This is a genomic window from Bradyrhizobium sp. 482_C4_N1_8, assembly GCF_052075965.1.
Classification (GTDB): Bacteria; Pseudomonadota; Alphaproteobacteria; order Rhizobiales; family Xanthobacteraceae; genus Bradyrhizobium; species Bradyrhizobium barranii.
In genome coordinates, this window is record NZ_CP197231.1 from 3559604 (window position 1) to 3583054 (window position 23451).

The following is a 23451-nucleotide window of genomic DNA, read 5'->3' on the forward strand; positions in this document are numbered from 1 at the left end:
CATACGCCGGATGGCCGTTGATCGTCCGGGGGGTCCCTCCGTGCGTTACTTACTAGATTGAGGACGTTGGCCTATGATCTTTGGCCGCCTCATGCTTTCCCGTCTAAGCTCGCTTTCAAAATGATCAGCCCAACCTTACTCAGGCGCGTGCGGATGGTTGTGGATGCAGCCGTCGTGACGGCCGTCTGTGGCTCGTCCTCGATCAGTTCGTTCGCGAGGAGTTTCCAGAGCACGCGCGGCGAGACGCCATTGCGCTCGCTCTTCCAAGCGCTGCCGTTCGGCCCATAAGTGCGAACACTTTCTGGTCATTGGTCGCGATCATCGCGCGACGAACCGCAGGCGTGAGCTTGAATCTCTTGTGCTCTGACTGCCCCATCAGGCAAGCAAGAAAGGAGATGCCAGTTAGTTTGTGTTGATTCAAATCAAACGACCGCTTGGGGTCAAGATCGGACGACCCGGCCTTGCGGCGGATGTCTGCTTTGCCCCGGTGAGCGACGTAATGGCATGACTGTCTCGGTGATGACACGCTGGCGCGGACTGTCGCGCCCCCGGCCGGATTTCCTCCACCAGTGCCGCCGGTCGTCAACGATCAGCATCTTTGCAATTCTCGATTTTTGAGTTTCATTTGCTGAATTCTCGTTTTTGAAAGGCCGCGAGATGCCGCGTGATCTGTTCGAGGCAACGATGCGGGGCTGGGCGCGGCTCAACCCATCCCAGCGCGAACGGTTTTTCCAAGCGGGCTTGCGGGCGGCGCTGCGCCTTGAGCGGCAGCAATTCCGCGAAATGGCTCATGCGGCGGCTGATCGAGCCCCGCTCGCCGCGCCGGTCGATCCGAACAGCTTCGCAATTTCGAAGTACGACATTGCGGTTCTCATGAGGTCAGCGCGCGAAACACCGGGCAAATCGTCTCCGAAACGCAACTCGGAAAACCAAAAATGCTAATGTCTTCAAATGCTGCCGTCGCGCGGTCCCCCCACATACACACGCCCCTCAGAGGACCCCAGTGCTGAATTGCGCGAATGCGGGACCCAAACGCAACGGAGGCCAGCCGCTGGGGTACACAGCCTGTAACTCCGGTCTGGGCAAGGTTGCCGGCAGCATCGCCGGGTCATTGTCATCACGTCAGGCGACGGGACGGCAGTCAGCGAGGCATCGGGTTGGCACAAACTGCATAGTCGCGTTCGGACTGACAGATCAGCCATGCCCCAAATGAGCGTTAAACGATACTTACACACTTTGAATTGCCCGGTACCCTCTTTGCAACGAAAGGGGACCGGTGCAGGGGCTTGTGCATATTGTTGACGACGATCCGTCCTTTCTGACGGCGATGGAGCGTCATTTGAAGCACGCCGGTTATGAGGTCGCGGTCTATGCGTCAGCACAGGCGTTGCTGGACCGACTGCCGAGCGACAGTGTTCCGAGCTGCATCCTCCTCGACGTACGGATACCTGGCATCGACGGTCCAGCACTGCAAAAGCGATTAAACGAACTCGGTTCGACGCTGCCGATCATATTCGTCAGCGGTCATGTCGATATTCCGCTCACGGTGCGCGCCCTAAAGGAGGGCGCGGAGGATTTCCTGACAAAGCCGGTAACGTCCGACGGCCTTCTTACTGCAATTGAACGGGCGTTCGCACGCCACCGAGGCTTCCGCGAGCAACAGTCCAGGCTGGATGTTGTTCGCGCCCTCATCGCCAAACTAACGCCGAGGGAGCGGCAAGTATTTGAACTCATCGTTGCCGGTAAGACCAATAAGCAGATCGGCAGCATCTTGGGTACGACCGAACGCACCATCAAGGCCCACCGCCAGCAGGTCATGGAGAAAATGCAGGTTCGGACCTTGGCTGAACTTGTGGCGGTTGCTGAACGAGTCGGTGTCATTGGCGATAAGCCTAATAGCGGACCTATGGCCTAGGCCAATTCTCAACCATTTTTCAAGTTATTGGCCTATGGGACACTTGTGTCAGACTCCCGAATGCCTATTGGTTCTCGTCATCACTGGGTCGCCAGCGGCTACCATCGGTGACTGAGAGAGCCGGTGCGCTCCCGCTTGTCATCGGAGCGCAATCCAATGGGTAGAAGCGACCCTGTTTTGGTGGTCGATGACGATCCCGGAATGCTGCGAGCCCTCAATCGGCTGCTATGCCAGCATGGCTTCAAACCAATCCTCTTCTCGTCTGCCGAAGAGCTGGAGCAGCACGCCGACATCGCCAACGCACTCTGCATCATCTTGGACATCAACCTCAACGGGGGGTCGGGGATCGACCTCCGGCATCAACTCAAAGCCAACGGCGTTGCGGTCCCCGTCATTTTCATCACCGGCAATTAGATTCCTTCCGTTCGCGAGGCCGCACTGCGGTCCGGATGCGTCGCATTTCTAACTAAGCCGTTCTCAGCGCACGAGCTGATCGAGCCGCTCAAACAGGCTGCGGCAGGCCACTAACCCATTCACTGAGCGCGCCTGGGCTTGCTCCCGTTCCCTTGATCTAGGTCAACGAGACTGAACTTTCGTCCTGAATTGTACAAAGGTGCAGCGCTGCGGTCAGCGCCAGGCCTTAGGAACATCGATGAAGACGCCCGTAAGCGAGCTGCGCCGTTTGCGCGGAGAACGCATTGACTGGCTGCTCTCGGTGCTCACGGGAGTGCTGGCATTACTGATTTTTGTCTTCGCCCCGCTACAAGCAATGGGCATTACCGCCTTTCACCTGTTTGCGGATGGCCTGTTGCTAGCGATCATCGTCAGCATGGTGATCATCTCCAACAATCCGACTGCTCTCGTTCTGATGTCGCTCGCGCTCGTTTTCAACGTCGCCGTATTCTTCCTGCGCATTTACTACCCAGTACCGTACCACCTTCACATTTTGGCCGGCGCATGGCTGGTCATCGCCTGCACGTTAGGTGTTGTCGTGCTTCAGGCCGTATTCAGGCGAGGTCTCGTTACATATCACCGAATTATCGGAGCGATCCTTCTGTACCTTTTAATTGCGGTGGCCTTTGCAACGCTGTTCCTGTTTGTAGGGCTGGCGGCTCCCGACGCAATCAAGGGAATAGCTTTCGAGGACGATCATTCGGTCGCCGCATCGCTTTTTTACATGAGCTTTGTCACACTTACATCAACCGGGTATGGAGACATCGTTCCGGTACATCCCTTGGCACGAAGTCTCTGCAACATCGAGAGCGTGATCGGTCAGCTTTATCCGGCGACCCTTCTGGCGAGGCTCGTTACCCTCGAGCTCAGCAGCACCGGCTCGGCGCGTAAGCCCACCCCTACCGCCTGAGCCGCAGGAGCTGCACCGACACGTGTGCGCTGCACTCGCGTCCTGTGAGGTTCCCCGCGTCGCTAGGCAAACACTCGGTTGATCTATGTCAACGCCGGCGCTCCTTTGGCGGACACGCTGCGTGCAGCCGCACCGGAGATGGCGTCCGTGCATCTGTTGCGCAGGCACGAAAAAGGAAGACCCGCACCATGCATTCCAAGAAGCGTCTTTCGATCAAGTCAGCGACTGTTAGCGGGATTGCTGCTAGCGCCCTCCTGGGCCTTGCCGGTCTCACGCTCAATCCAGCGCCCGCCAGTGCAGTGGTCTACTGTCAATACACTGAGTACCCAGCTGGTTGTGTTGCCCGGGCGGGCGTCGTACTCAGGCCTCGCCCGGTGGCGCGCGCTGCGGTCCGTCACAACGCTGGTGGCAATATGAATGGTGGAGTCAATCGCGTGGGGGCGAGGCGGTAAAGGTCTTGCCTGTGGACGCTTGGTCACCCAGGCCGGCGCTCTTGTTCCCATAGTCCCGACTCTGCACCAAACGACACGCGTATCGGCAGCCAGATCAGTGTTTGAGGCTATCCGCCAAGCTGGTTGCCGGCCCATTTGCGGAAATCGCGTGACTCAGAACGCACCTCGCGCCCCTTTGGCTTAGGTGCGGACATCAAGTTGCAGCAGAATTGCGGTCGAACAATTCAGCGGTTGCGCAGCAGCGTCGCCTTGTTGGCGGGTCGCGTCGCTGCATCAATGCGTTACCACGATAAAATCCGTATCTTTTCCCGTCTCGTGGCTAATTCCGTAGTCGGAAACAATCAACGAAGAGGCCGGCGTCAGGAGTTCAGAGATCTTCTCAACCGTATCCTGTGGCATTTCGATGCGGTTGAGCGCAGCGTTGGCTTTGTCGGGTAACGGTCCCGACACGGGTTGCTTCGCGGGCGCTTCTCGCCCTTTTGTGGCAGCCTCGGATCTACGGGGCAATTCCTCTGGAATCGACACGACGCTCCAGCGCATAGCCGTTCCCTCCTTCTGGAATTCCATTGCGGTAAACACGTGCGTTCCCAGCGGCTCCTCCGGATTTTCGATCTTGACCGGGACATCAAACAAGGGCGTGAAGCCCTGACGCACGAACAGCTTGCTCAACTTACGACTGACGAAGATGGAGATCGGGACAATCTTTTTAGGCGCGCTTGCGGCGGGAGCCGAGCCCGGCACCTGGAGATTGGCGGCTTCTGGAGTCTCGGCGTTTGACACCAGTGTTCCCTGCGTTGCCGCGGCTGCACCGATGCTCTTGGTTGCGACGGTGGCACTCTGGAGTTCGGACGAACCGGACGCGGCTTTCGGTTGAAATAGATGCGGATTGGTTATCTCGACCGGCTGGACATCACCATGCGCAATGATCACGCGCGTGCCGCGCTTCGTGAGGTGCCAGAGTCGAACGGCGAAATCGTTGTTCAAACGGATGCAGCCGTGTGACGCTGGATGCCCAGGCACGACACCGGCGTGCAACGCTATCCCTGACCAGGTGATGCGTTGCATGTAGGGCATGGGGGCGGCGCTATAAATATTTGAACGGTGCCATCGTTGTTTGCTGATGACGCTGAACACACCGAGGGGCGTCGGATGCCCCTCCATTCCCGTGGACACCGAAGAGCGTGCAATCAGCACCCCGTTGTCAAAAAGCGAGACCCGTTGGTCTGCTATCGAGATGATGATCTGGAGCGGGCCCTTCGGAAGGGGCTCCGGCCGAGCGCTCTTTGGCGTTTCAGAGTTTCTCTGCCGGTGGTGGTGCTTGTGCTTGTACGGAGCGTATTGGCTTCGCCAGAACGTGTGTTGGGGTCCAAACAGAAATTGAGCGTGTGCGATCCCCGGAGGGAGCATGGAAATGGCGAATACAGCAGTTGCTATCGTGCGCCGCATTGCTGGTAATTTCTTAACGAGCATCGCCCGGTCCCAATAGGCGCAATTCCTCTTTTCGAGACGATGCGCGAAGCCGACGCCTGATGCGTCATCCTGACAGCGCATCAAGCCTCTCCTCCAAATCTGGTCGCAGTGGGTCGAAAATGGGACCGTACTCACGATTACAGTGCGAGTTGCCGTTGAGGCGGGCACAATGGCTTGCGGTCGACGCGTTGCAATCGGGCAACATGCTTTGGAAATATCGACGAGCGGCCGTTTCCGCCATTGCGCAACGCACATTGATCCCAAGAATGAGGCTCTTCGCATGCTTGGCTTTTCTACACGGCTCCGGCGGAGCCTATGGAGGCGACAGCATCATGAACCCGCGGCGATTTACGATAGTGGCGCCGACCTTTTGCGGAACGGTCGTTCTCGCGGGGTGGATCACTGGCTGGCTGGCTGGCTTCGGTTCGGCCGGCACCGAGAACACCCGCGCAGTGCCAATCGAGGACCGCGCAGCATCTTTCGCCGCCAACGCCAGGCTCGCGGATGAACCGCAGGCAATCGCAATGGACAACGCCGTTGTCGCTAACACCGTTGTCGCTAACACCGTTGTCGCGAACGCCGCTGTCGCGAACGCCGAAGTGGCGACGGCCGATGAATCCGCGGCAGGGATGACCACCGACACGACGGCGGCATCAGATAAGCCGGACTCGATCGTCGTGGCCGCGTTGCCCGATCCGTCGCAGATGCCGTCGGCCGATTTACCGCCTGTGCAGGAATCGGTGGACTTGGGTCACCGTTATGTCGCCCAACCGGCGCCGACAATGTGCGATGCACCCGGCGGTGCCTCCAGCAAGGGGCCGCAGGATTTCCGGTATCTCATTTGTTATGTCTGGTCCGAACTGCCGCCTGCCGAGAAGCCGGCGGCGATCGTCTTGCGTTCGTTCAAGGACATCCCGGTCGGAACGCCGGTGGAAGAGATCAAGCGCGCGTCCGACGCTTTCGGTCTGGATTTCACTTTCATGAAGGCGGTGGCCAAGGTCGAGTCCGGTTTCGACCCCAAGCAACGCACCGGGTCGTATATCGGGCTGTTCCAGCTGAGCAAATACGAGTTCAGAAAGTTCGGCTCCGGAGACATTCTTAATCCCCGCGATAATGCCGTTGCGGCAGCCTACAAGGTCATCACCGAAGGCATTCTGTTCGAGTGGGTGACGCACAGGAAGTCGGACTTGAACGATCTTTACTTGATCCATCAGCAGGGCTGGGAAGGCGCCGCGGAGCACCTCAGTCAACCCAATCGCATCGCCTGGAAATCGATGTGCGCCACCAGCGAAGGTAGGGAGAAGGGCGAAAAATGGTGCAGGCGCGCGATCTGGGGCAATACGCTTCCAGCCGTCAAAGAGGCGTGGAAATCGGTAGAGAAGCTGACGTCGGAGGCGTTCGTCGGAATGTGGCGCGAGCGGGTTGCTCATTTCCAATCGAAATACATGGGCACCGCGACCGCCGCCGCCGAACGAGCGCACCAGTAAATTTCCGTTGAGTGGTTGGCAGGAGTTGCCGCACCCGCGGGCCGAGCGGGGCCTCACCGCCGCGGCGGCATGTGGTGCCGCTCATCGCTCAATGGTCGCGCTGACGCACTTTACGTCGTCAACGACGCTCGGATCGTTCCTACTGAGCGCGAACGAGGTGATCGATCCGGTGCCGATGTCTGCTTGTGGCTCCTTTTCAGACCTGCCGACTGCTTCTGAGGATGTCTGCTGTTAGCGGGGATGGGCGGAAGAACTTTGTTGATGTATCCGACCCGCAACGCGTCGGCAGTCGGCATCCCGAACGCCGCACAGATCCGAGGCTTGCCCGGTGCGAAATCGCGGGCGTTCGAGAAATGATCGAAGCTGCTTCGTCTAAATGGTCCGGCCAAGGGAGCGGGCAACCCAAAGGGGAGGAAATATGCCGGAAAGCATGCTTGTTTTCGCCAAAGCCCCTACGAAGAATGCTCCTAAGTAACACGCTGGTGCAGGCTCGCTTGCGCCGTCCTCGCTCTGATAAGGCTGGGGTGAGATGATGCTAATGGGATCTATTTCGCGCCGTCGGGTGCGTTCGGGTTTCGACCTGCGCCAACGGCGCTCTCCACTTCGGCCGCGAGCACTTGAAGATGGTCAGCCAAGCGAGCGAAAAGCTCGCGCTTCTTGGGGTCCGTAGCAAGGTCCCGGATCAAAGCGCATTCCGCCGCATCCACTCGCAGCTTCTCTAATTGCGTTGTCATGTCCTTCATGGACCGGTCCTCGAATAGCCGGCCTACCAGTTGCAGTGGCGCGAGGAACATTGTAGCCAATTTCGTGAGAAGGCTATTGGTACTTGGGGCGCTATCGAACAGGATGCACTGCAAAAATCCAGGACGCGCCTTTAGAGGGGCAGTTGTGCCTGATCTTCGGACCAATCGATGATCTCGAAGAACATGCCTCGTCGCAGCATTTCGGTTTCTAGATTTGCCGCGTGCGCCTTCCAATCTGATGTTTCACGAACCTTGAAGCGAGGCTGTTCACCGGCAGCCTTCTGAGCGTCGTCCGACGCGAGAGCCCCCCGAATGCTCTCGTACATCATCGTGAGACTGTCGTTCGTGAAAGCTCGATAGTCCATCAGTGCAACCAACAAAACGGCCGTCGCCGGGTTGAGGTCAGCGACGGCTCTGTGTGAGTTCGTGATGATGATTATGCGCTAGTCGGGCCGATGATGGAGATTTGCGGTTATCGGGCCGTTTACTGAGACGCTGGGGTCTAGTCCGCCTGCCGCCGTCGCCGCCAATTAAGGCTTGTCTGGATGCACGTCAAGCCGGCACCCATTCGACTCCGACACCGTAATTTCTACGACCCGCCGCCTTCCACCTGTTCCCCATAGAGCCAAGTATGGACGCGCGACGATGGAATAAGTTGTTTGGGAGAATGCGGATTGATCGTGCCGGCAAATAGCGCCAAACCACCTAGCCTCGTTATAGCGAACGCCTTTGCTTCATGTTCTGTTGCAAACGTCTTTGTCCCGCGAGGGCTGCGGCTTTTTGGCAGGATGCCACGCTTCTGAGCTTCAAAGGTAACGTACCAAGTCGGCGTCATTTTACCCCCGGCTAGATCCCGAGTTCAAGCTTCGAGCCTTGTCGCACGCACATGCGCCGGACCATTCGCCGCCCATCGGCGGCCTAGTTGCAAACCACGTTGTCGCTCCTGCTCCGCGTCCCCGTCCTCGATCATCCAACGTTTAAGCGGCCCCGGCGAGGACTTGCGCCCGCCCCGGGGCCGAGCGCGCTGCCGCCGATCTTGGGGGCCTAGGGCTCTGTGAGAGATCTAAAAAGCGCGTTGTTAGACAATCACAGGCGGAGTGTTTGGCTATTGCACTTTGTGTCAATAGGAAGAGTTAATGCCTGATTTCACGGACGAAGACGCAGCCGAGTTTTGCTGGGTCCAATGAGCGCGTTACTCCTGTCAAACCGCTGGAACCGCTTATTGGTTCGTCTAAGGCAGGTGAGGAGACGGCCCGTTCGGGCGATAGCCCATACGCTCGGCAATGGCGACAAGTTCCGCCAATGACTGGACCTGCATTTTTTCCATCACCTGATGGCGATGTGCCTTAATCGTACGCTCGGTACAGCCTATAGCGTACGCGATTTGCTTGTTGATCTTGCCCTGAACCACAAGCTCGAACACTTGCCGCTCACGCGGCGTTAGTGCCGTGACACGAGCGCGAGCCGCATCCAGCTCCTCCTTTTTGGCGCGCGTGACTTCGTAACGAGCGAACGCGCACTCAATTGCGCGAAGTAGGTCGTCGGAAGATGCGGGCTTGATCAGAAAATCTTCTGCGCCCGCCTTGATGGCCTGTACGGTGGTCTGGATGTCGGGAAAGCCCGTAAAGAATATAATCGGCAACGTCGAACCGAGTTCGTATAATTGCGCCTGGAGCTCAGGACCGCTCACTCCCGGTAGTCGCACATCGAGGAGAATGCAGCCGGGTCTACAGTCGTCCGGTAGTCGATCCAACGACTGCTCAGCCGACGCATAGGTCGCCACTTCGTACCCGGCGAGTTTGAGGCGACGTTCGACTGCTATTCGGAAGGCACTGTCGTCATCCACAACATGCACAAACCCCAACACGTGACTCCCCAAGACTTACGTCAGCCGTGACCTAGAAGAGCGCAGTGACGAGCAGCAGCTCTCGCCCAAGCTCCGCCGCGATGAACCAGCGACCGATCTCATTCCGAGCAGGATATCCCACTACATGGGGAGGTAGGTCTGACGGTTTCTAACAGGAGAGCTGCGATTCTAGCACCGTGATTGTACGGGTCATGTCGGGCGGCGCATGAAGGCACGCTTTGCCCGCATGAAGGGAGAGGAAAAATTCTCGAATGCGCTATGTTTTAGAACGCTGCTTTCGATGGGCGAATTTGGAAACGAGTGCAGCTAGACTTGTGCCACGATCTAGAGAGTAACCTCGTGACCGCCAACGATGGGGGTACAAGGCGCTCGGTTCCGCATCGAGCGTACGTGCTGAGCCTAGGCTCGTGACAGACGCGCAGCTCGCCTTCGCGAAAGCCGCCAACGAAATGATCGGATACGTCCGATGGCGGAAAGCGCGCGCCTCTTTGCCAAAGTTGGCTTGCATGAACTCCAACGTCTGAGTTCGCATGTCGGGCCAGTGTAGACACTAAGCGAGCTCATCTTCGCGCGGGTTGCCGGTCCGATGCGGAGAAGTTTGCCGACGGGCAGCGACCGCCGGTCCACCACCGCTTGAACGACTTAAGTCAAGCGGCTGTCCGGTCCTCTGAAAGGATCGTGGTGCACTTCATTTGAGAACGAGACGATCAATAGTTCGAGCTTCGATTGCTCTTCACTCAAGCGCCTTTCGACAAACTGGCGCTCGACCTCTGTCACGCTAGTCTGCAATAAGTGGCGATAGCGTTGAATATTGTTGCGGTGTGCACGCGCCAACTGGTCGTCAATCATCATCGCCTTCCTTGACGCTACTGTCTCATTTCCTTTTTGCTTCATGGGTGAGGTGCCCCGAGGCAACATTCCTAGTCGTCGCTGGAGCAGAATATTTTTCCTCCCAACGCCGAAATTCCCCTTGGCCGGGGCTTTAAATCCTGGCCCTCCAATTCTTGCGCACTTAGATGACAGAAACAAGAAACGTTCGAAGGAACGTTCCCCGAATTTTTTTGCGATCTGTGAACCATTTCACAATCGCATCTGGTGCCGGTTCAATGTCGGCTGTCGTCGGTCAACCGGTGTCGAGCCGCACTTGTCTTGACCGCTGCTTCTGACCCTAGATATTTTAAGATGCAGCAAGCGCTTGGGATGGTTAACCCGCAAAAAAGCCCCGACGAACCGGGGCTTTGGCCTGCGCGACTGGTGTGATCAGTATCTCGCCGCGATCGGGGCACCGTATCCACCGAAGCGATAGTTCAGCCGAAGCGTGACCATATCCACATCTTGGCTGACGCCGCTCCCGGTCAGGGTGAACCCTCCGGGAGTAACCACGCCTGCGAAGCCGGAATTATCACGCCCCATCCAGAGGTGGTCGTATTCGATACCGAGCGACCAGTTGGGCGTGAAGCCGTATTCCCAGCCGACGCCCAGGGCGCCGCCCCAGCGCGTGTGGCCTGCCGAGGCCAAGCCGACACCGGTGATGTTGTTGAAGATATCGAAGCGATTGCGCGTCACGGCGGCGCCGCCCTTCACGTAGAATAGGGAGGCGTTCCACGCCCAACCGAGTTGCGCCGTCAACAACCCGATGCCGTCGATCTTGCCTGTGGTCGAGATCAATGGATCGATTAGACTGACGCGCGTGTTCTTGATGTTGGCCCAATCTCCCTGCGCTTCGAGGCCGAGCACAAACTGGTTGGTTTGCCAGCGGTACCCGATCTGTCCGCCCGCGAGGCCCCCGGAGCGATCGGCGCAACCACCTGCGACTGTTCCTGCGGGCGTCACGAAATCCACACAACCGTGGCTTTGCCCCCAACCGCCGTTAGCACCGATGTAGAAACCGGTCCAATCATAGATCGGCGCGACCACCGGGGGCGGGGCCTTGACGTAAGGTTTAGCAGCCAGATCAGCCGCTGACGCGGGTGCCGCCATGCTCACTGCCAGCAAGCCCACACCACTCAACAAGATCTTCTTCATTCTTTTCGCTCCATCCACGTTTCACCCGAACGAGCCGGCTGCGGGGTTCCGTCTTGGATTTGCGCACAGCGCGGGTCCGTTTCGGAGACGCCCCCTCGCGCTGGCGTGGGTAAAGGCTCGTGCCGTTGCCAGCGTCCATCGTCGGCGAGCGCATGCCTCAAGGTTGATTTAGATCAATAATCACACTCCGGAATATGGACCAGTTGCAAAAGGGCGGGAGACCGGGAGTTTGAGATATGGGTGAACGTTCGGAATCGATGGTCAGCCGTCGAGGCGCTCTTGCTCTTTGTGGATACGCAGCCGTGTTCGGGCTCGTGGCCTCGCCTGCAATTCTGGTGGTGTCAGATGCTGGCGCTCAGACCTCAACCGCACCGACCACGCCCGCAGCGCCTTCCACTGAGACACCGCAGTCGGGTACGGAGCGGCGTCAGGAACGACGCACGGGGCGCACCGAACGGCGTCAGGATCGACGGACAGGGCGAACAGAACGGCGTCAGGCGCGACGGACGGGGCGCACGGAGCGGCGCGAAGAGCGGCATGACGGTGCTGCCGAAGAGAAAAAGTAGCCGCGCGTCCACCAGCACGTCCCAAGAAACCAATTAGGAGCAAGAACATGAAAAATTCAACGGTGCTCGGCGCGGCCCTCGGTGCAGCGATGTTGTGCTTGGCGCCCGTGTCGTTTCACTGGTCACCAGAAGGGACTGTCGTTATCTCCGTCGAGAAAGCTGACGCTCGTGTCGGTCGTCCGCTCACACCTGGCAGCGTTGCGGGGGTTAATAGGCGAGTGCATAGACGCGCGTATCGGCGCGGGTACTATGGAGCTGCTGTAGGTGCGGCTGCCGTCGGAGCAGCGGCCACGGGAGCGTACTATCACCGCCGGCAATGCGGTTACTATCCATACCCCCCGTGCTATTGAGAGCGACGTCGCCTCCAGCGTTGACCTACGTCAACATCACCTAGTCTCCTTACCGCTCACAAACGCTTGGCCGCCCGGTGCATCTCCATCGGTTCGCGGCGAAAGGGAGGATCACCATGCATCGGACAAAGAGTCTCTCGATCAAGTCGGCGACAGTTGCCGGGATTGCCGCCAGCTTCCTGTTGGGGTTGGCGGGTCTCACGCTCAATCCAACGCCAGCCAAGGCGGTCGTGTATTGCCAGTACGTTGAATATCCGGTCGGGTGCGTTGCGAGGGCTGGCGTCGTGCTCAGGCCTCGTCCCGTGGCGCGCGCTGCGGTCCGTCATAACGTCGGCGGCAACGCAAATGGCGGCGTCAATCGCGTGGGAGTGCGGCGGTAAGGCACTGTTGGTCAGTGCCGCATTGTCGAAAAATGCAACCGCCTCAATTGCGGCAAGGGACTCAGCTATTGATTCGCTCGGTAATCCAGCGTTCGTCGGCTTGTCCAGCAGTCCCTTAGAACTCACACCTGGATCGGCCAACGATGGGGGTGCAAGGGTGCTTGGTCCCCCATCCGGGCGCCCTTGTGCTGAGGCCTAAGCCCCGCGCCAGACGCGCAACACGCCCTCGCGAAAGCCGCCGACGAAATGATCAGACGTATCCGCTGGCAGAATTTGGCTGAGATCATCGAACGAGCCGCTCACCATAGTCGTAAGCTCATGCGCCGAAGCATGCTCCGCCCAGCGGCGTCCCAATTGCAATCCGCGTTGCCGCTCAGCCTCTGCGTCCATCGTCTTAGCTACCCCACGTGTTAACCGGCCCCGGCGAAGTTGCTGACCGCGCCGGGGCCTTCTACGTTCTCGCCAATCTAAGAAAGCTTGGGGGCTGGAAAGATGGGCAAGGCGTGCCCCAGACAAGCAGAACCTGGGTGTTTGGCTAGTGCCCTTTGTGCCAATGCGACCGCAGGTATTGAGGTAGTTGGGGGCAAGAAGCTAAATGGAAAAATGTCAGTCACGATGCGGAGGGCCGGCATCCGTCAGTTCTATTGGCTGCCTCCAAGCGCACGCCCCAGTCGTTCCAGTTCAAGCGTGACGCAGAATAGCGCGAACAACGATACGACGAGTTGCAGTCCCCGGCGGAACATGAGCCAAAGATCGGCGCCCTGATTGATCTCCGGCAAATGTCTGAAGAACACGACACCGAATAGCGAGCCGCCGAAAATAAAGGCGAGACGCCCCAGAAACAGAAACAGGTGACTCAGGATCGGATTCGAGCGCGGAGGTGGGAGCGGAACGCGTCGCAGGCGATACCAATAGGCGACCTGCATCGCAATGATAATGACGGGCCTAGCAAGGTTATCGGACCGTTCGAACGGCAACTGCTCACCGGGATGGATTATCAAGTGCCTAAATTCGGGCAGGCCGTCCAAGATTATGAAGAGTGCTCCTGTCAGTTGAACCACGAGAAGAACCAAATAAACGGCTCTGGATTTTAGGTTCGTCATCTCGAACACCCGTCAACTCCGCTACGGCCGGCCGCACTTAGCCTGCTTCGAGGGCACTCAGCTTCGTCCTGAACTGGACCTAATCTGGTGGATCGAGGTTTGCCAGCCGCTCTCGGTCGAGAAGTACGATTTCCCGGTGACTACCAGCGGTGAAATCAAGTACGCCCGCTCCATGCAGCCTGGATAGAACACGACACACCGTTTCGAGTGCTAAGCCGAGGTAGTCAGCTATATCGCGACGGTACATGGGGAGTGCCATTGAGTTAGTGGCGGTCAGGCGCTTGTCCATCTCCAGCAAGAACGCGGCAACTCTCTCCGATGACGATTTACGGCCAAGCAGCAGCATATGATTTTCCGCGTGCTCGAGGTTGCTGGTAGTCATACGGAGTAGGTTGCGCGAGACAGCTGGATCGGTTTCGGCGACCATTTCTAGAGTTTGCCGTCTGATCAGGCGAAGCGTCGTCTCGACCACCGCCTGGGTCGTAAATCGATGCGTCCCACTGTTCTCCAGCCCGAAAATATCTCCGGCCAAATGGAATGCGCCAATCTGGCGTCGACCGTCAGAGAGCAGTTTGTAACTGCGCGCCGCTCCCCTGATTACTTGATAGACGTATTCGGCAGGTTCCTTCTCACTGAAAATTGCTTTCCCCTTTTTGTAGATCAATACACTCGAACTGACGCCCGGATTTGATTCGCTCGTGATGCCAAGGTCAGTGAGCGAATTAGGGCAGAGGGACCGCCCCGTAGTATTACGCACAAACATGCGGGCTACTCTTTTATTGATTTTTAGCCAATCGAATACGTCTCGGTGCGCGGAACGATAAGCTCCACCCCAAGGTGGAGTGAAGCATAGTATTTGGCGACTGACGCGATGGTACTGTACCAAGGGACAGTGGAGCATTGTCACTGTTGCCGTCAGCGCGGTTGTGCTCGCTGGCGTCGTGTATCGGTCTGGTGACGGGCCGCCGCATCGTGGGGCACGGCAAAGCCCCATAGCTGCATCGCGGCTTCTCCTGATTGTGTCGGCTTCCTTGCAATGGTGATGATCGTCTCATCGCCATCGGTCACACGACAGTGACACTGATGCGCACAAGGGGACAACGTGCCTACAGCTGAACAATGCCGCGCTTATGCCGCCGAGTACAAACTACGTGCCGCTGATCCGAGGAATTCACCCCGCCGAGCGACCGTGCTGACGAACATCTCACGGAGCTGGGCAGCGCTTGGGAGCCAGCTTGAGAACCTTGCAGAGATCGCGAAGTCGGAAGGCAAGTGAGATCGCCTCCCGTCAAAGTGGGCTGGCCCGTGCGTCCTCATCCGCACTTGGCGGCTATCGCTTCGTGACCCGCTTGTTGAGTGCTTTGCGCATCGCCGTTTCGTCCGCGATGAATTTCGAGACCTGATGCTGCTCAGCCTGGGTCAGCCACCGGGTCAGCTTGTCGGCGATCATGGCCCTCTCGCTGAAGCTTGCGTCCCGAGCCGGGTGGGCCACCGTCCATGCGATTAATGCCAGCTGGCGTTTGGTCGGACGCTGGCGTGATCGCGAGCTTATATTTGTTGACCGTTCTGCGGTCATTGGTCTCCCGAGGGCGTAGACCCTTCTAGTCGCGCAGCTTTTTGCCGAATTCCTCTTACTGTTTCGGTCAAGCTGGCACGAACTGCAGCCCCCTTGGGGCGCGGCCCGTTACGATTACCCATGTGGCGGGAAGTGCTCCTTCGGATCGCAGTCATTGCTGTCGGCATGCTGCCGGTGGCGCTGCTCTCTTTCGCGCTTTTTAGAATGTGATTAACGACGTTCATTGATCTGGCTCAATGGCGCAGCTGCCTATCGAGCGGCCTCCTCATGCGAGGAAGGCGCGTCATGAAATCGCCGTCGGTACTGGATTTACCAATCACTGGTCTGGGCATCAGCCGCGTTTGGTCTCGCGTTGATCGCATCGTTGACGTTGTGAAGCCGAATTGCAACCTCCGGAATAAAGCGTAAGATTCAAGTGATTTGCGAACTCGTGGAGGGCATCGTGGCAGCGCGAGACCTCGTTTTCAAAGTCGCCATTATTGGGCTGAGCGTTCTTTCAGCATCTTTCGCGTATACGCTGGTGCTGGGTCTGTAACGGCGTCCCAGAGGCCGGCCTCGCAGAGGGCAATCTTTGTCCTTCAGAACGGTAACTTTGCGGGTTGCCAGGCCTCGATGTCACGTCCATCGCCGGTCAATGCAGCGCCAAGATAGTCGGCGGCGTTGAACTGGAGGACCCAGCCGTCAGCGCTGGCGTCGACATGCTGGCAGCAGCCATAGTCGCGGTGTAGTTCAGGACGTCGCGGGCGCCGGAGGCGCGCATCTCACCGAAGGTGATCTTTTGAAGGCAGGTTCGTCACGGTTCCCGCTCGCGCTTTTCTTCGACGTCATGAGCGCCATTGGTCGAGGAGCGATAAGGTAGTCGGGAGCTCTTATGCCGATCTGCGCGTTCGTGCGACCCGGCGTTGGATGCCGCGGCGACGCTTGTGCTCTTCTAGACGACGTTGCGGGGGCGGGGGCGGCGAGGCAAACTCGCTGGCCGGCAGATTCTCGATCAGCTCGCCGAGCGTAAGATCTTTAGATACGGTCGTAGGTGGCTGCTCAACCGCCGAGAGCAAGTCCCGGCCCGCGTCCGTGATACGCCACTCGCCTGGCTCGCGCGCGATCAGCTTTTGGCCGAAGATATCGAGGTCTGGTGCCCGCGCAGCCAGAAGCTTCATGCGACCGGTCCACTCGGGTCCGCTGGTGTAGAAAAGAGCCAGGTGTTGCTTGACGACGTCAAGACTGGCCCGGCCATCGGGCTGGCCGGCGAGGATTTTGAGTATCGACATCTGAAAGCTCACGTCCGCCACCAGTACGCGACTACCAAACTATCGGACTAACGTAGCGTGTGCATCGGTCGTGTCTAGCGCCATCTTCTTTATGAACGGAGCGACCGAAACTCGGCGGGGTAAAGTAAAAGCGGGGCCTGATTGCTAGCCATTCTTAGATTTTCCGCAGAGGACTTGCCTCGGTTTTCCTTCTCTTTGTAGCTGACATTGGTCCCTTCGTTGAGGGTATTTCGCTCCGCAGTGAGGGCGTCCGCCAACAATCTGTCGAGCACCCGCCGGTCCTCGGCGTCGGCCTGGTGTGAGCCGCCGGTGATGCCGGCGCGCCTGGCCCGGCGCTGTGCGCCGACAGCCTCGATGAGGCGATCGCCTGGCTCAGAGGACACTGGCGAGGGCCTGGCGCAGCCGAGAAAAAACCCCGGCCTTGGGTTTGGGGCAGGCCGGGGCTTGGAGGTTGTTAAGGCCAGGCCTCGGGCTGAGGCTCGAACGCGCATCGACCATCGATGACCTTGCGGCGCCTTTCAATTGCCCTTATGGACAGGCTTTCCCGCGCCATGCAAATCGCGATCTTGATCCTCAATGAGGCAGATGCTCGGCGTTATCGGCGTCTGCACCGCCTGAGTGGTCCTACCGGCTTTTTCCTAAGCGGGACCGCCGCGTTGTCGAGAGATAAAGAAAAGCCCCGGACGACGCCGGGGCTTAAGTTCGCTGGAGGAAATCAGTAACGCGCTGCGATCGGGGCGCCATAACCGCCGAAGCGGTAATTGAAGCGCAGCGTGATCATGTCCACGTCCTGCGTGATCCGGTCGTTCACAAAGGCGGCAAGTCGCGGATCAGCGACCGTGAACGAATTATTCCGGTGCCCCATGAACAAATGGTCGTATTCGACGCCCACCGACCAATTCGGGGTGAAGCCATACTCGTATCCAACACCAATGACACCACCCCAGCGGGTAGCGCTTTGCGCGGCGAGCTCGGTGCCGAAGGCATTATCGATGACGCTTAAGCGGTTGTCTGTCACCGCCGCGCCGCCCTTCACGTAGAACAGTGACGCATTCCAGGCGTAGCCGATCTGGCCGGTGAAGAGGCCGATGGCACTGGTTTTGGTGCGAGTGGAGAGCGAAGCATCGATCAGGCTGACGCGCTGGTTGCTGAGATCCGCCCAATCGCCCTGGGCTTCCAGGCCAAACACCCACTGGCTGGCCTGCCAGCGATAACCGAGCTGGCCGCCGATGACGCCACCGGACCGATCGCGGCAGCCGGAAGCTACGGCTACGCCGGCCGCGTCAAGGAAATCCACGCAGTTGTGGTTCTGCGCCCAGCCACCATTGCCGCCGATGTAGAAGCCGGTCCAGTCGTAGATCGGTGCCACGATCGGAGGCGGTGCCTTGGTGTACGGACGCGCCGCCAAGTCAGCCGCCGACGCCGGAGCGGACAATCCAACGGCCATCATCCCGACCGCAGCAACCAGAAATTTTTTCATACAAGTAATCTCCTCAGAAAGCAGTTCGATAGGGCGATAAGCCCCGCCCGACGAATCAACAGTAGTTCGTTCGCCCCGTGGTTGCTGTAGCCGAGCTGCAACACTCGCTTCGGATCACATCTTCAAATTGTTTATATCCATTAATGACTTAGCGGAACCAAAAGCCCTCTGGCGTGCATAACCCTGATTGCCCGAGACGCGCAAAATCACTCAGTGCACTGGTGGGAGCGACCGCCGCCAGCCTTCACCGCCATCCACAGGGGTTCATAGGCATTCATATATATTTTCGCGGCCGAACCGTCACCGGATCGCGACACAAATGTAAACACAACAACCATATGGAATTGATTTAGCTACATTTTTTGCTCATTAATTCTTCCCTGCGCAGGGAAGGCCGGGATGTCCTGGCTACACCTGTATGCCGCTGTGCAGACTTCTCACTACAACTCCGCACAGTGGACCTCGGGTGCCAGCGGGCTCCCGGTCTTCCCTGCGCCCTCTTTCATTCGAGGGTGAGGCGATCAGGCAAAGCTCGGGCGAAATGCGCCGCGAGGATGCGAGCCCATGTCAGTCACTCAACGACGCTCTCGTGCTCCGGACGCTGCGCAGCACGAAGTGATGCGCTGCAGAGCCGGGGCCCATGCGTCAGTGTGTTGTGTCATCTGCTGGGTCCCGGCTCTGCACCGCACCGCTACGCGCTGCGTCGCGTCCGGGACTCGAGAGAGGCGGGCGCGGCTCCTGCGCACTCCGTCATTGCGAGCGCAGCGAAGCGATCCAGAATCTTTCCGCGGCGGCAGTCTGGATCGCTTCGCTGCGCTCGCAATGACGAGGATGAAGCAGCTGTGCAGCATAACTTCACTCTCACGCGCACGCATCGCATTTTAGGCAACCGTCATAGTCTCTAACGCGCACTAACCAACACCTGACTTAAAACTGTCATAATCGCCGAATGGAACCCGCGGCTGCGTCCTTTTTACACGGCATTAAGCGCGGCTGCATTGGATGCGCGGGGAAAGTGCGTTGGGGACTGCAATGACTGCCGCGAAGAAGATGCCGGGAAAACCGGCCGCCGAAATGTTTGACGACATCCCGGTGCTTCAACGCAAATGGCGTGCCGCGTTGAAGCCGGGCGAACGGCTGCCGCGCTATGAGGACGTGATGCTTGGGAGCCTCGGACGGCTCGCCGACCACATCGCGCTGCTGAAGAACGATGGCGCGCTCGAATTGTCGCGCAGCGGGCGTTACGTGCAGAAATGGCTCGGCGAGGAGCGCTGGGATATCCCGGTCGCCGAGCTCTCGCCCGATTGCGCCACGGCGCTGTCGGAAGCTGTGGCGAGCGCGCTCGAGAACGGACGTCCGCACCAGGCCAGCGCGCATTGCGTGCGCGACGGCATGGTCCGGACCTACGATGTGCTGGCGCTGCCGACCGCCTCCCGCTGGGGCGCCACGCTGGTTGGCGCCTACATCAACGAGCGCGGCGCGCAATACAATCTCTTGGACGCGATCTTCTCGTCGACCGATGACGCCGTGGTTTCGCTGGCGACGCTGCGCGATGCCGCAGGCAAGCCGTTCGATCTCCAGATCGTGCATCACAACAAGAGCGCCGGTGCGCTGCTGAAGGTCGCGAGCGCGGGCCTGTTGTGGCGGCGGATCGGCGAGGGGAACACGCTATTGGCCGCGCCCGAAATCATGGACTTCCTGCTCAAGGTCGTCTCCGGCGGCCGCGGCGAGCAGCTCGAGATCGAAGACGACGGACGTTACCTTCGGCTCAGTGCCACCGCCTTCGCCGATCTGGTCTCGCTGACGATCTCCGACGTCACCGCGTTGAAGCGGCGCGACGCATCGTTTCGCCTGCTGTTCGACAACAACCCGATGCCGATGTGGGTGTTCGAGGCACAGACCAAGGAATTCCTCAGCGTCAACGATGCCGCGGTCCAGCATTACGGCTACAGCCGCGCCACCTTCCTGCGGATGAAGCTGCACGAGATCTGGCCCGAGGACGAGTGGGACAGCCACGCCGAGGCGCTCGAACGCATCGGCGACACCTATCATTCCTCGCGCAACTGGCGCCATTTGTGTGCCGACGGCAGCGAGATCGAGGTGCTCACTTTCGGCCGCCGCGTCGCCTTCGACGATCGCGACGGCTATCTGGTCGCGGTGGTCGACATCACGGAGCGGCGCAAGGCCGAGGCGCGGATCGCCCACATGGCGCACCATGACGGGCTCACCGATCTGCCGAACCGCGAACATTTCCAGCAGTGCTTGAAGCAGGCGCTCGACCAGGCCGGCGGAAAACGGGTCGGCGTGCTCTATATCGATCTCGACCTGTTCAAGAACATCAATGATTCCTTCGGGCATCCGGTGGGGGATCGCCTGCTGAAGCAAGTTGCCGAACGCCTCACCACCGCGGTCCGCGGCGGCAATCTCGCGGCCCGGCTTGGCGGCGACGAGTTCGCCGTGATTCTGGCAGCCGACGTCTCGCCGAACGAAGCCAGCGCCTGCGCGACCTTGCTGATCGACATGCTGAAGGCGCCCTACGATCTCGACGGCCAGGAGATGGTGATCGGCGCCAGCATCGGCATCGCGCTGTCGCCCGGCGACGGCACGACGTCGGAGGAGCTGATGCGCAATGCCGACATGGCGCTGTACCGGGCGAAGTCCGACGGCGGCGGCGTGCACCATTTCTTCGAGCGCGAGATGGACCTCCAGGCGCAGAAGCGCCGCGACATGGAGCTCGATCTGCGCCGCGCTTTCGCCAATGGCGAGTTCGAGCTGCACTACCAGCCGCTGGTGTCGATCGCGTCCGACCGCATCTCCGGCTTTGAATCGCTCTTGCGCTGGCGTCATCCCGACAAGGGCATGATCTCGCCGGCGGAATTCATTCCGGTCGCCGAAGACATCGGCCTCATCACCCAGCTCGGCGAGTGGGTGCTACGCGAGGCCCGCGCGGAGGCGGTGAAATGGCCTGTCGACGTCAAGGTCGCAGTCAATCTGTCGCCGGCGCAATTCCGCAGCCGCAACCTGGTCCAGGTCGTGATTTCCGCGCTTGCGCAGTCCGGCCTGTCGCCGAAGCGGCTCGAGCTCGAGATCACCGAGTCGATCTTCCTGGCAGAGACCGATGCCAATCTCGCCATCCTGCATCAATTGCGCGAGCTCGGCGTCAGCATCTCCATGGATGATTTCGGCACCGGCTATTCCAGCCTGAGCTATCTCCGTAGCTTCCCGTTCGACAAGATCAAGATCGACCGTTCGTTTGTGAAGGATCTGGCGCAGCGGCCCGATTGCGTCGCGATCGTGCGCGCCATTTCGGGGCTTGGCCGCAGCCTCAACATCACCACGACGGCTGAAGGCGTCGAGACCGAGGATCAGCTCGACTGGCTGCGCGCCGAAGGCTGCAACGAGGTGCAAGGGTTTCTGTTCAGCGCGGCGCGGCCCGCCGCCGAGATCGCAAGGCTGCTGGCCGATTTCGGCCAGCGCGCCTCACGGGCGGCGTAGTCCTTCAGGATAGCAGCCGTAGACCAGTTCCTTGAAGGCGGGCGTGATGCGGCTGCGCTCGTTCTGGGTCTGCTGCATCAAGAGGTAGACCATGTCGAGCTTGGGATCGACGCCGAAATAGGTGCCGCTTCCTGAGTCCCATTTCAATTCGCCGATCGATCCGGCCGGTGGCGGCTTCGCATTGCCGGGATCGGTGCGTACACCGATGCCGTAGCCATAGCCAAAACCGTCGCCCGGGAAATAGAAATAGTCGCGCCCCACGCCGGAGCCGGGCCCGACGTGATCGGTCGTCATGGCCTTGAACACGGCGGGGCTGAGGTAACGCTTGCCCTCGAACTCGCCGCCATTGAGCAGCATCTGCGAGAAGCGCTGATAGTCGGTGATGGTCGAGAGCAGCCCGCCGCCGCCGGATTCCCATTCGGGATGGTCGAGGCGGTCGCGCTCGCCGGCGAGCAGGACCGGGTCGCTCGGCAGCGGCCGCGCCATCCGGGCGCGCTCCTCCGGCGTTTTCAGCACGAATTTGGTGCTGTTCATTCCGAGCGGATCGAGAATGCGCTGCTTGAGGAATTCATACAGCGTCTGGCCCGAGATGATCTCGATGACGGCGCCGAGCACGTCGGTGGAATGGCCGTAGCGCCACAGCGTTCCGGGCTGGCGCGTGAGCGGCAGCTTGGCGATGCGGTCGGCGAATTGCCTGTTGTTGAAGGGCCCCTCGAAAATATTGGCGGCCTGGTAAACCTGCATCACCCATGGGGCGCCGATATAGTCGTAGCTGATGCCCGAGGTCTGCCGCAGCAGATCCTCGATGTTGACAGGACGGATCGACGGCTCGAGTTCGACCTTCGAGGTGCCCTCCGGCTCCACGCCCACTTTGGTGTCGGCGAAGAGCGGGACGTATTTCGACACGGGGTCGGTGAGCGCGAGCCTGCCCTCGTCGATCAGCATCATCGCGCCGAGACACGTGATCGGCTTGGTCATTGAGTGGATGGCGAAGATCGTATCCGGCGTCATGGCGAGGCCGGTCCTGGTGTCGCGCACGCCGAAGTTCTTGAGGTAGACCGGCTTGCCGTGCTGCTGCACCAGGACCACCGCGCCCGGCAGGCGGCCAAGCGTCACCTCGTTGTCAAAATAGGCGGTGATGCGGTCGAGCCCGTCAGCCGACGGAGTAGGGATGTTGGTGGCGGCGCTGCCTCGCCCCATCGTGCCGGCCAGCAGCGCGGCCCCGACCAGAAATTCACGACGCTTCATCCGGGCTTCCTCCCTCGCCGGGATCAAAGCCGCAAGACGCTGGAGGCGTCAACAATACATCGATTAAAAACGCGTCACGATTTCCGAAAGGAACGGTCGCGGACGGTCTTCGCTGGGCTTGGTCGGCGTGCCGATATGGACGAGGCCGGCGAGCTTTTCGTCCGGCTTGAGGCCGAGGCCGTCCAGCACGTCGCGATCGAAGGCGAACCAGCCGGTCAGCCAGCAGGCGCCGTAGCCGAGCGCGGTCGCGGCCGTGACAATGTTCATGACGCTGGCGCCGGCCGACAATTCCTGCTCGAACGCCGGCACCTTCGGATGCGGCTTGGTGAAGCTGACGATACCGATCACCAGCGGCGCGTCGGTGAGGCGTTTGCGCTCGGTCTCGATGTTCGCCGCCGGTGCGTCCGGATTCTTGCGGGCAAAGACCGTCGCGATGACCTCGCCGGCCCGCTCGCGGGCGTCACCCTCGAAAATGATGAAGCGCCAGGGCGCGAGCTTGCCGTGGTCGGGCACGCGCGCACCGATGGTGAGGATGGTTTCGAGCTCGGCGGGGGAGGGGCCGGGCCCGGTCATCTCGCGCGGCTTGACCGAGCGACGGGTTTTCAGGAGTTCGATGGCGTCGGGCACTGCGATGTCCTCTTCGGCTGGTCGTCGGGCGTGCCA

The 23451-nt window shown here is 59.8% G+C and carries 20 protein-coding genes; 8 read left to right on the forward strand and 12 right to left on the reverse strand.

The genetic code is table 11. From position 1 onward, the window contains the following. The first annotated feature begins 657 nt into the window (after window positions 1–657). From AB7Z56_RS16685 to AB7Z56_RS16705, 5 genes are all read left to right on the forward strand, one after another. Window positions 658–942 carry a hypothetical protein gene (locus AB7Z56_RS16685; protein ID WP_135217041.1) on the forward strand — a complete coding sequence of 95 codons (285 nt, stop codon included), beginning with the start codon at window positions 658–660 and terminating at the stop codon, window positions 940–942. Window positions 943–1276: 334 nt separating this feature from the next. Then, complete coding sequence (locus AB7Z56_RS16690; protein ID WP_063981920.1) at window positions 1277–1915, forward strand: response regulator transcription factor; 639 nt, start codon at window positions 1277–1279, stop codon at window positions 1913–1915. A gap of 156 nt (window positions 1916–2071) precedes the next feature. Further along, the gene (locus AB7Z56_RS16695; RefSeq protein ID WP_354102877.1) at window positions 2072–2329 is read left to right on the forward strand and encodes a response regulator; all 258 of its coding nucleotides are present in this window, start codon (window positions 2072–2074) and stop codon (window positions 2327–2329) included. 238 nt (window positions 2330–2567) lie between these two features. After that, window positions 2568–3278, forward strand: coding sequence for a potassium channel family protein (locus AB7Z56_RS16700; protein ID WP_135217039.1), 711 nt, complete (start codon window positions 2568–2570; stop codon window positions 3276–3278). 188 nt (window positions 3279–3466) lie between these two features. Continuing rightward, a complete protein-coding gene (locus AB7Z56_RS16705) occupies window positions 3467–3730 on the forward strand; it encodes a hypothetical protein (RefSeq protein ID WP_084795033.1) in 264 nt (87 codons plus the stop codon). Window positions 3731–4003: 273 nt separating this feature from the next. On the opposite strand, the gene AB7Z56_RS16710 is transcribed toward AB7Z56_RS16705, so the two are convergent. Then, the gene (locus tag AB7Z56_RS16710; RefSeq protein ID WP_244623479.1) at window positions 4004–5281 is read right to left on the reverse strand and encodes a L,D-transpeptidase; all 1278 of its coding nucleotides are present in this window, start codon (window positions 5279–5281) and stop codon (window positions 4004–4006) included. Window positions 5282–5532: 251 nt separating this feature from the next. On the opposite strand from AB7Z56_RS16710, the gene AB7Z56_RS16715 reads away from it, so the two are divergent. Then, the gene (locus AB7Z56_RS16715; protein WP_245328591.1) at window positions 5533–6687 is read left to right on the forward strand and encodes a transglycosylase SLT domain-containing protein; all 1155 of its coding nucleotides are present in this window, start codon (window positions 5533–5535) and stop codon (window positions 6685–6687) included. Window positions 6688–7232: 545 nt separating this feature from the next. Here the strand turns inward: AB7Z56_RS16715 and AB7Z56_RS16720 are convergent. From AB7Z56_RS16720 to AB7Z56_RS16740, 5 genes are all read right to left on the reverse strand, one after another. Beyond that, the gene (locus AB7Z56_RS16720; protein ID WP_063986200.1) at window positions 7233–7430 is read right to left on the reverse strand and encodes a hypothetical protein; all 198 of its coding nucleotides are present in this window, start codon (window positions 7428–7430) and stop codon (window positions 7233–7235) included. Window positions 7431–7561: 131 nt separating this feature from the next. Further along, complete coding sequence (locus AB7Z56_RS16725) at window positions 7562–7795, reverse strand: hypothetical protein (protein WP_063981921.1); 234 nt, start codon at window positions 7793–7795, stop codon at window positions 7562–7564. Between the two features lie 866 nt (window positions 7796–8661). After that, window positions 8662–9297 (reverse strand): response regulator transcription factor, encoded by a 636-nt coding sequence (locus tag AB7Z56_RS16730; RefSeq protein WP_063981922.1) that lies wholly within the window; start codon window positions 9295–9297, stop codon window positions 8662–8664. A 642-nt stretch (window positions 9298–9939) separates the two neighbouring features. Continuing rightward, entirely contained in the window at window positions 9940–10146 is a 207-nt protein-coding gene (locus AB7Z56_RS16735) for a hypothetical protein (protein WP_167768322.1), read from the reverse strand. A 411-nt stretch (window positions 10147–10557) separates the two neighbouring features. Further along, the gene (locus tag AB7Z56_RS16740; RefSeq protein WP_063981924.1) at window positions 10558–11322 is read right to left on the reverse strand and encodes an outer membrane protein; all 765 of its coding nucleotides are present in this window, start codon (window positions 11320–11322) and stop codon (window positions 10558–10560) included. 1032 nt (window positions 11323–12354) lie between these two features. Between AB7Z56_RS16740 and AB7Z56_RS16745 the strand changes: the two genes are divergently transcribed. Continuing rightward, window positions 12355–12618: a hypothetical protein gene (locus AB7Z56_RS16745; protein ID WP_084795037.1), complete on the forward strand. Its 264-nt coding sequence runs from the start codon at window positions 12355–12357 to the stop codon at window positions 12616–12618. Between the two features lie 641 nt (window positions 12619–13259). On the opposite strand, the gene AB7Z56_RS16750 is transcribed toward AB7Z56_RS16745, so the two are convergent. From AB7Z56_RS16750 to AB7Z56_RS16765, 4 genes are all read right to left on the reverse strand, one after another. Further along, window positions 13260–13721 carry a hypothetical protein gene (locus AB7Z56_RS16750; RefSeq protein ID WP_063981926.1) on the reverse strand — a complete coding sequence of 154 codons (462 nt, stop codon included), beginning with the start codon at window positions 13719–13721 and terminating at the stop codon, window positions 13260–13262. 79 nt (window positions 13722–13800) lie between these two features. Beyond that, complete coding sequence (locus tag AB7Z56_RS16755; protein ID WP_063981927.1) at window positions 13801–14484, reverse strand: helix-turn-helix domain-containing protein; 684 nt, start codon at window positions 14482–14484, stop codon at window positions 13801–13803. A gap of 1682 nt (window positions 14485–16166) precedes the next feature. Then, window positions 16167–16565 carry a hypothetical protein gene (locus tag AB7Z56_RS16760; RefSeq protein ID WP_244623476.1) on the reverse strand — a complete coding sequence of 133 codons (399 nt, stop codon included), beginning with the start codon at window positions 16563–16565 and terminating at the stop codon, window positions 16167–16169. A gap of 715 nt (window positions 16566–17280) precedes the next feature. Then, the gene (locus tag AB7Z56_RS16765; protein ID WP_063981930.1) at window positions 17281–18045 is read right to left on the reverse strand and encodes an outer membrane protein; all 765 of its coding nucleotides are present in this window, start codon (window positions 18043–18045) and stop codon (window positions 17281–17283) included. A 1032-nt stretch (window positions 18046–19077) separates the two neighbouring features. On the opposite strand from AB7Z56_RS16765, the gene AB7Z56_RS16770 reads away from it, so the two are divergent. Then, the gene (locus tag AB7Z56_RS16770; protein ID WP_441256368.1) at window positions 19078–21540 is read left to right on the forward strand and encodes a putative bifunctional diguanylate cyclase/phosphodiesterase; all 2463 of its coding nucleotides are present in this window, start codon (window positions 19078–19080) and stop codon (window positions 21538–21540) included. On the opposite strand, the gene AB7Z56_RS16775 is transcribed toward AB7Z56_RS16770, so the two are convergent. Both AB7Z56_RS16775 and AB7Z56_RS16780 read right to left on the reverse strand, forming a co-directional pair. Then, window positions 21526–22788: a serine hydrolase domain-containing protein gene (locus AB7Z56_RS16775; protein ID WP_166342401.1), complete on the reverse strand. Its 1263-nt coding sequence runs from the start codon at window positions 22786–22788 to the stop codon at window positions 21526–21528. The genes AB7Z56_RS16770 and AB7Z56_RS16775 overlap by 15 nt on opposite strands. Before the next feature lie 63 nt (window positions 22789–22851). Beyond that, entirely contained in the window at window positions 22852–23415 is a 564-nt protein-coding gene (locus AB7Z56_RS16780; RefSeq protein WP_028154760.1) for a nitroreductase family protein, read from the reverse strand. Between the last annotated feature and the right edge of the window lie 36 nt (window positions 23416–23451).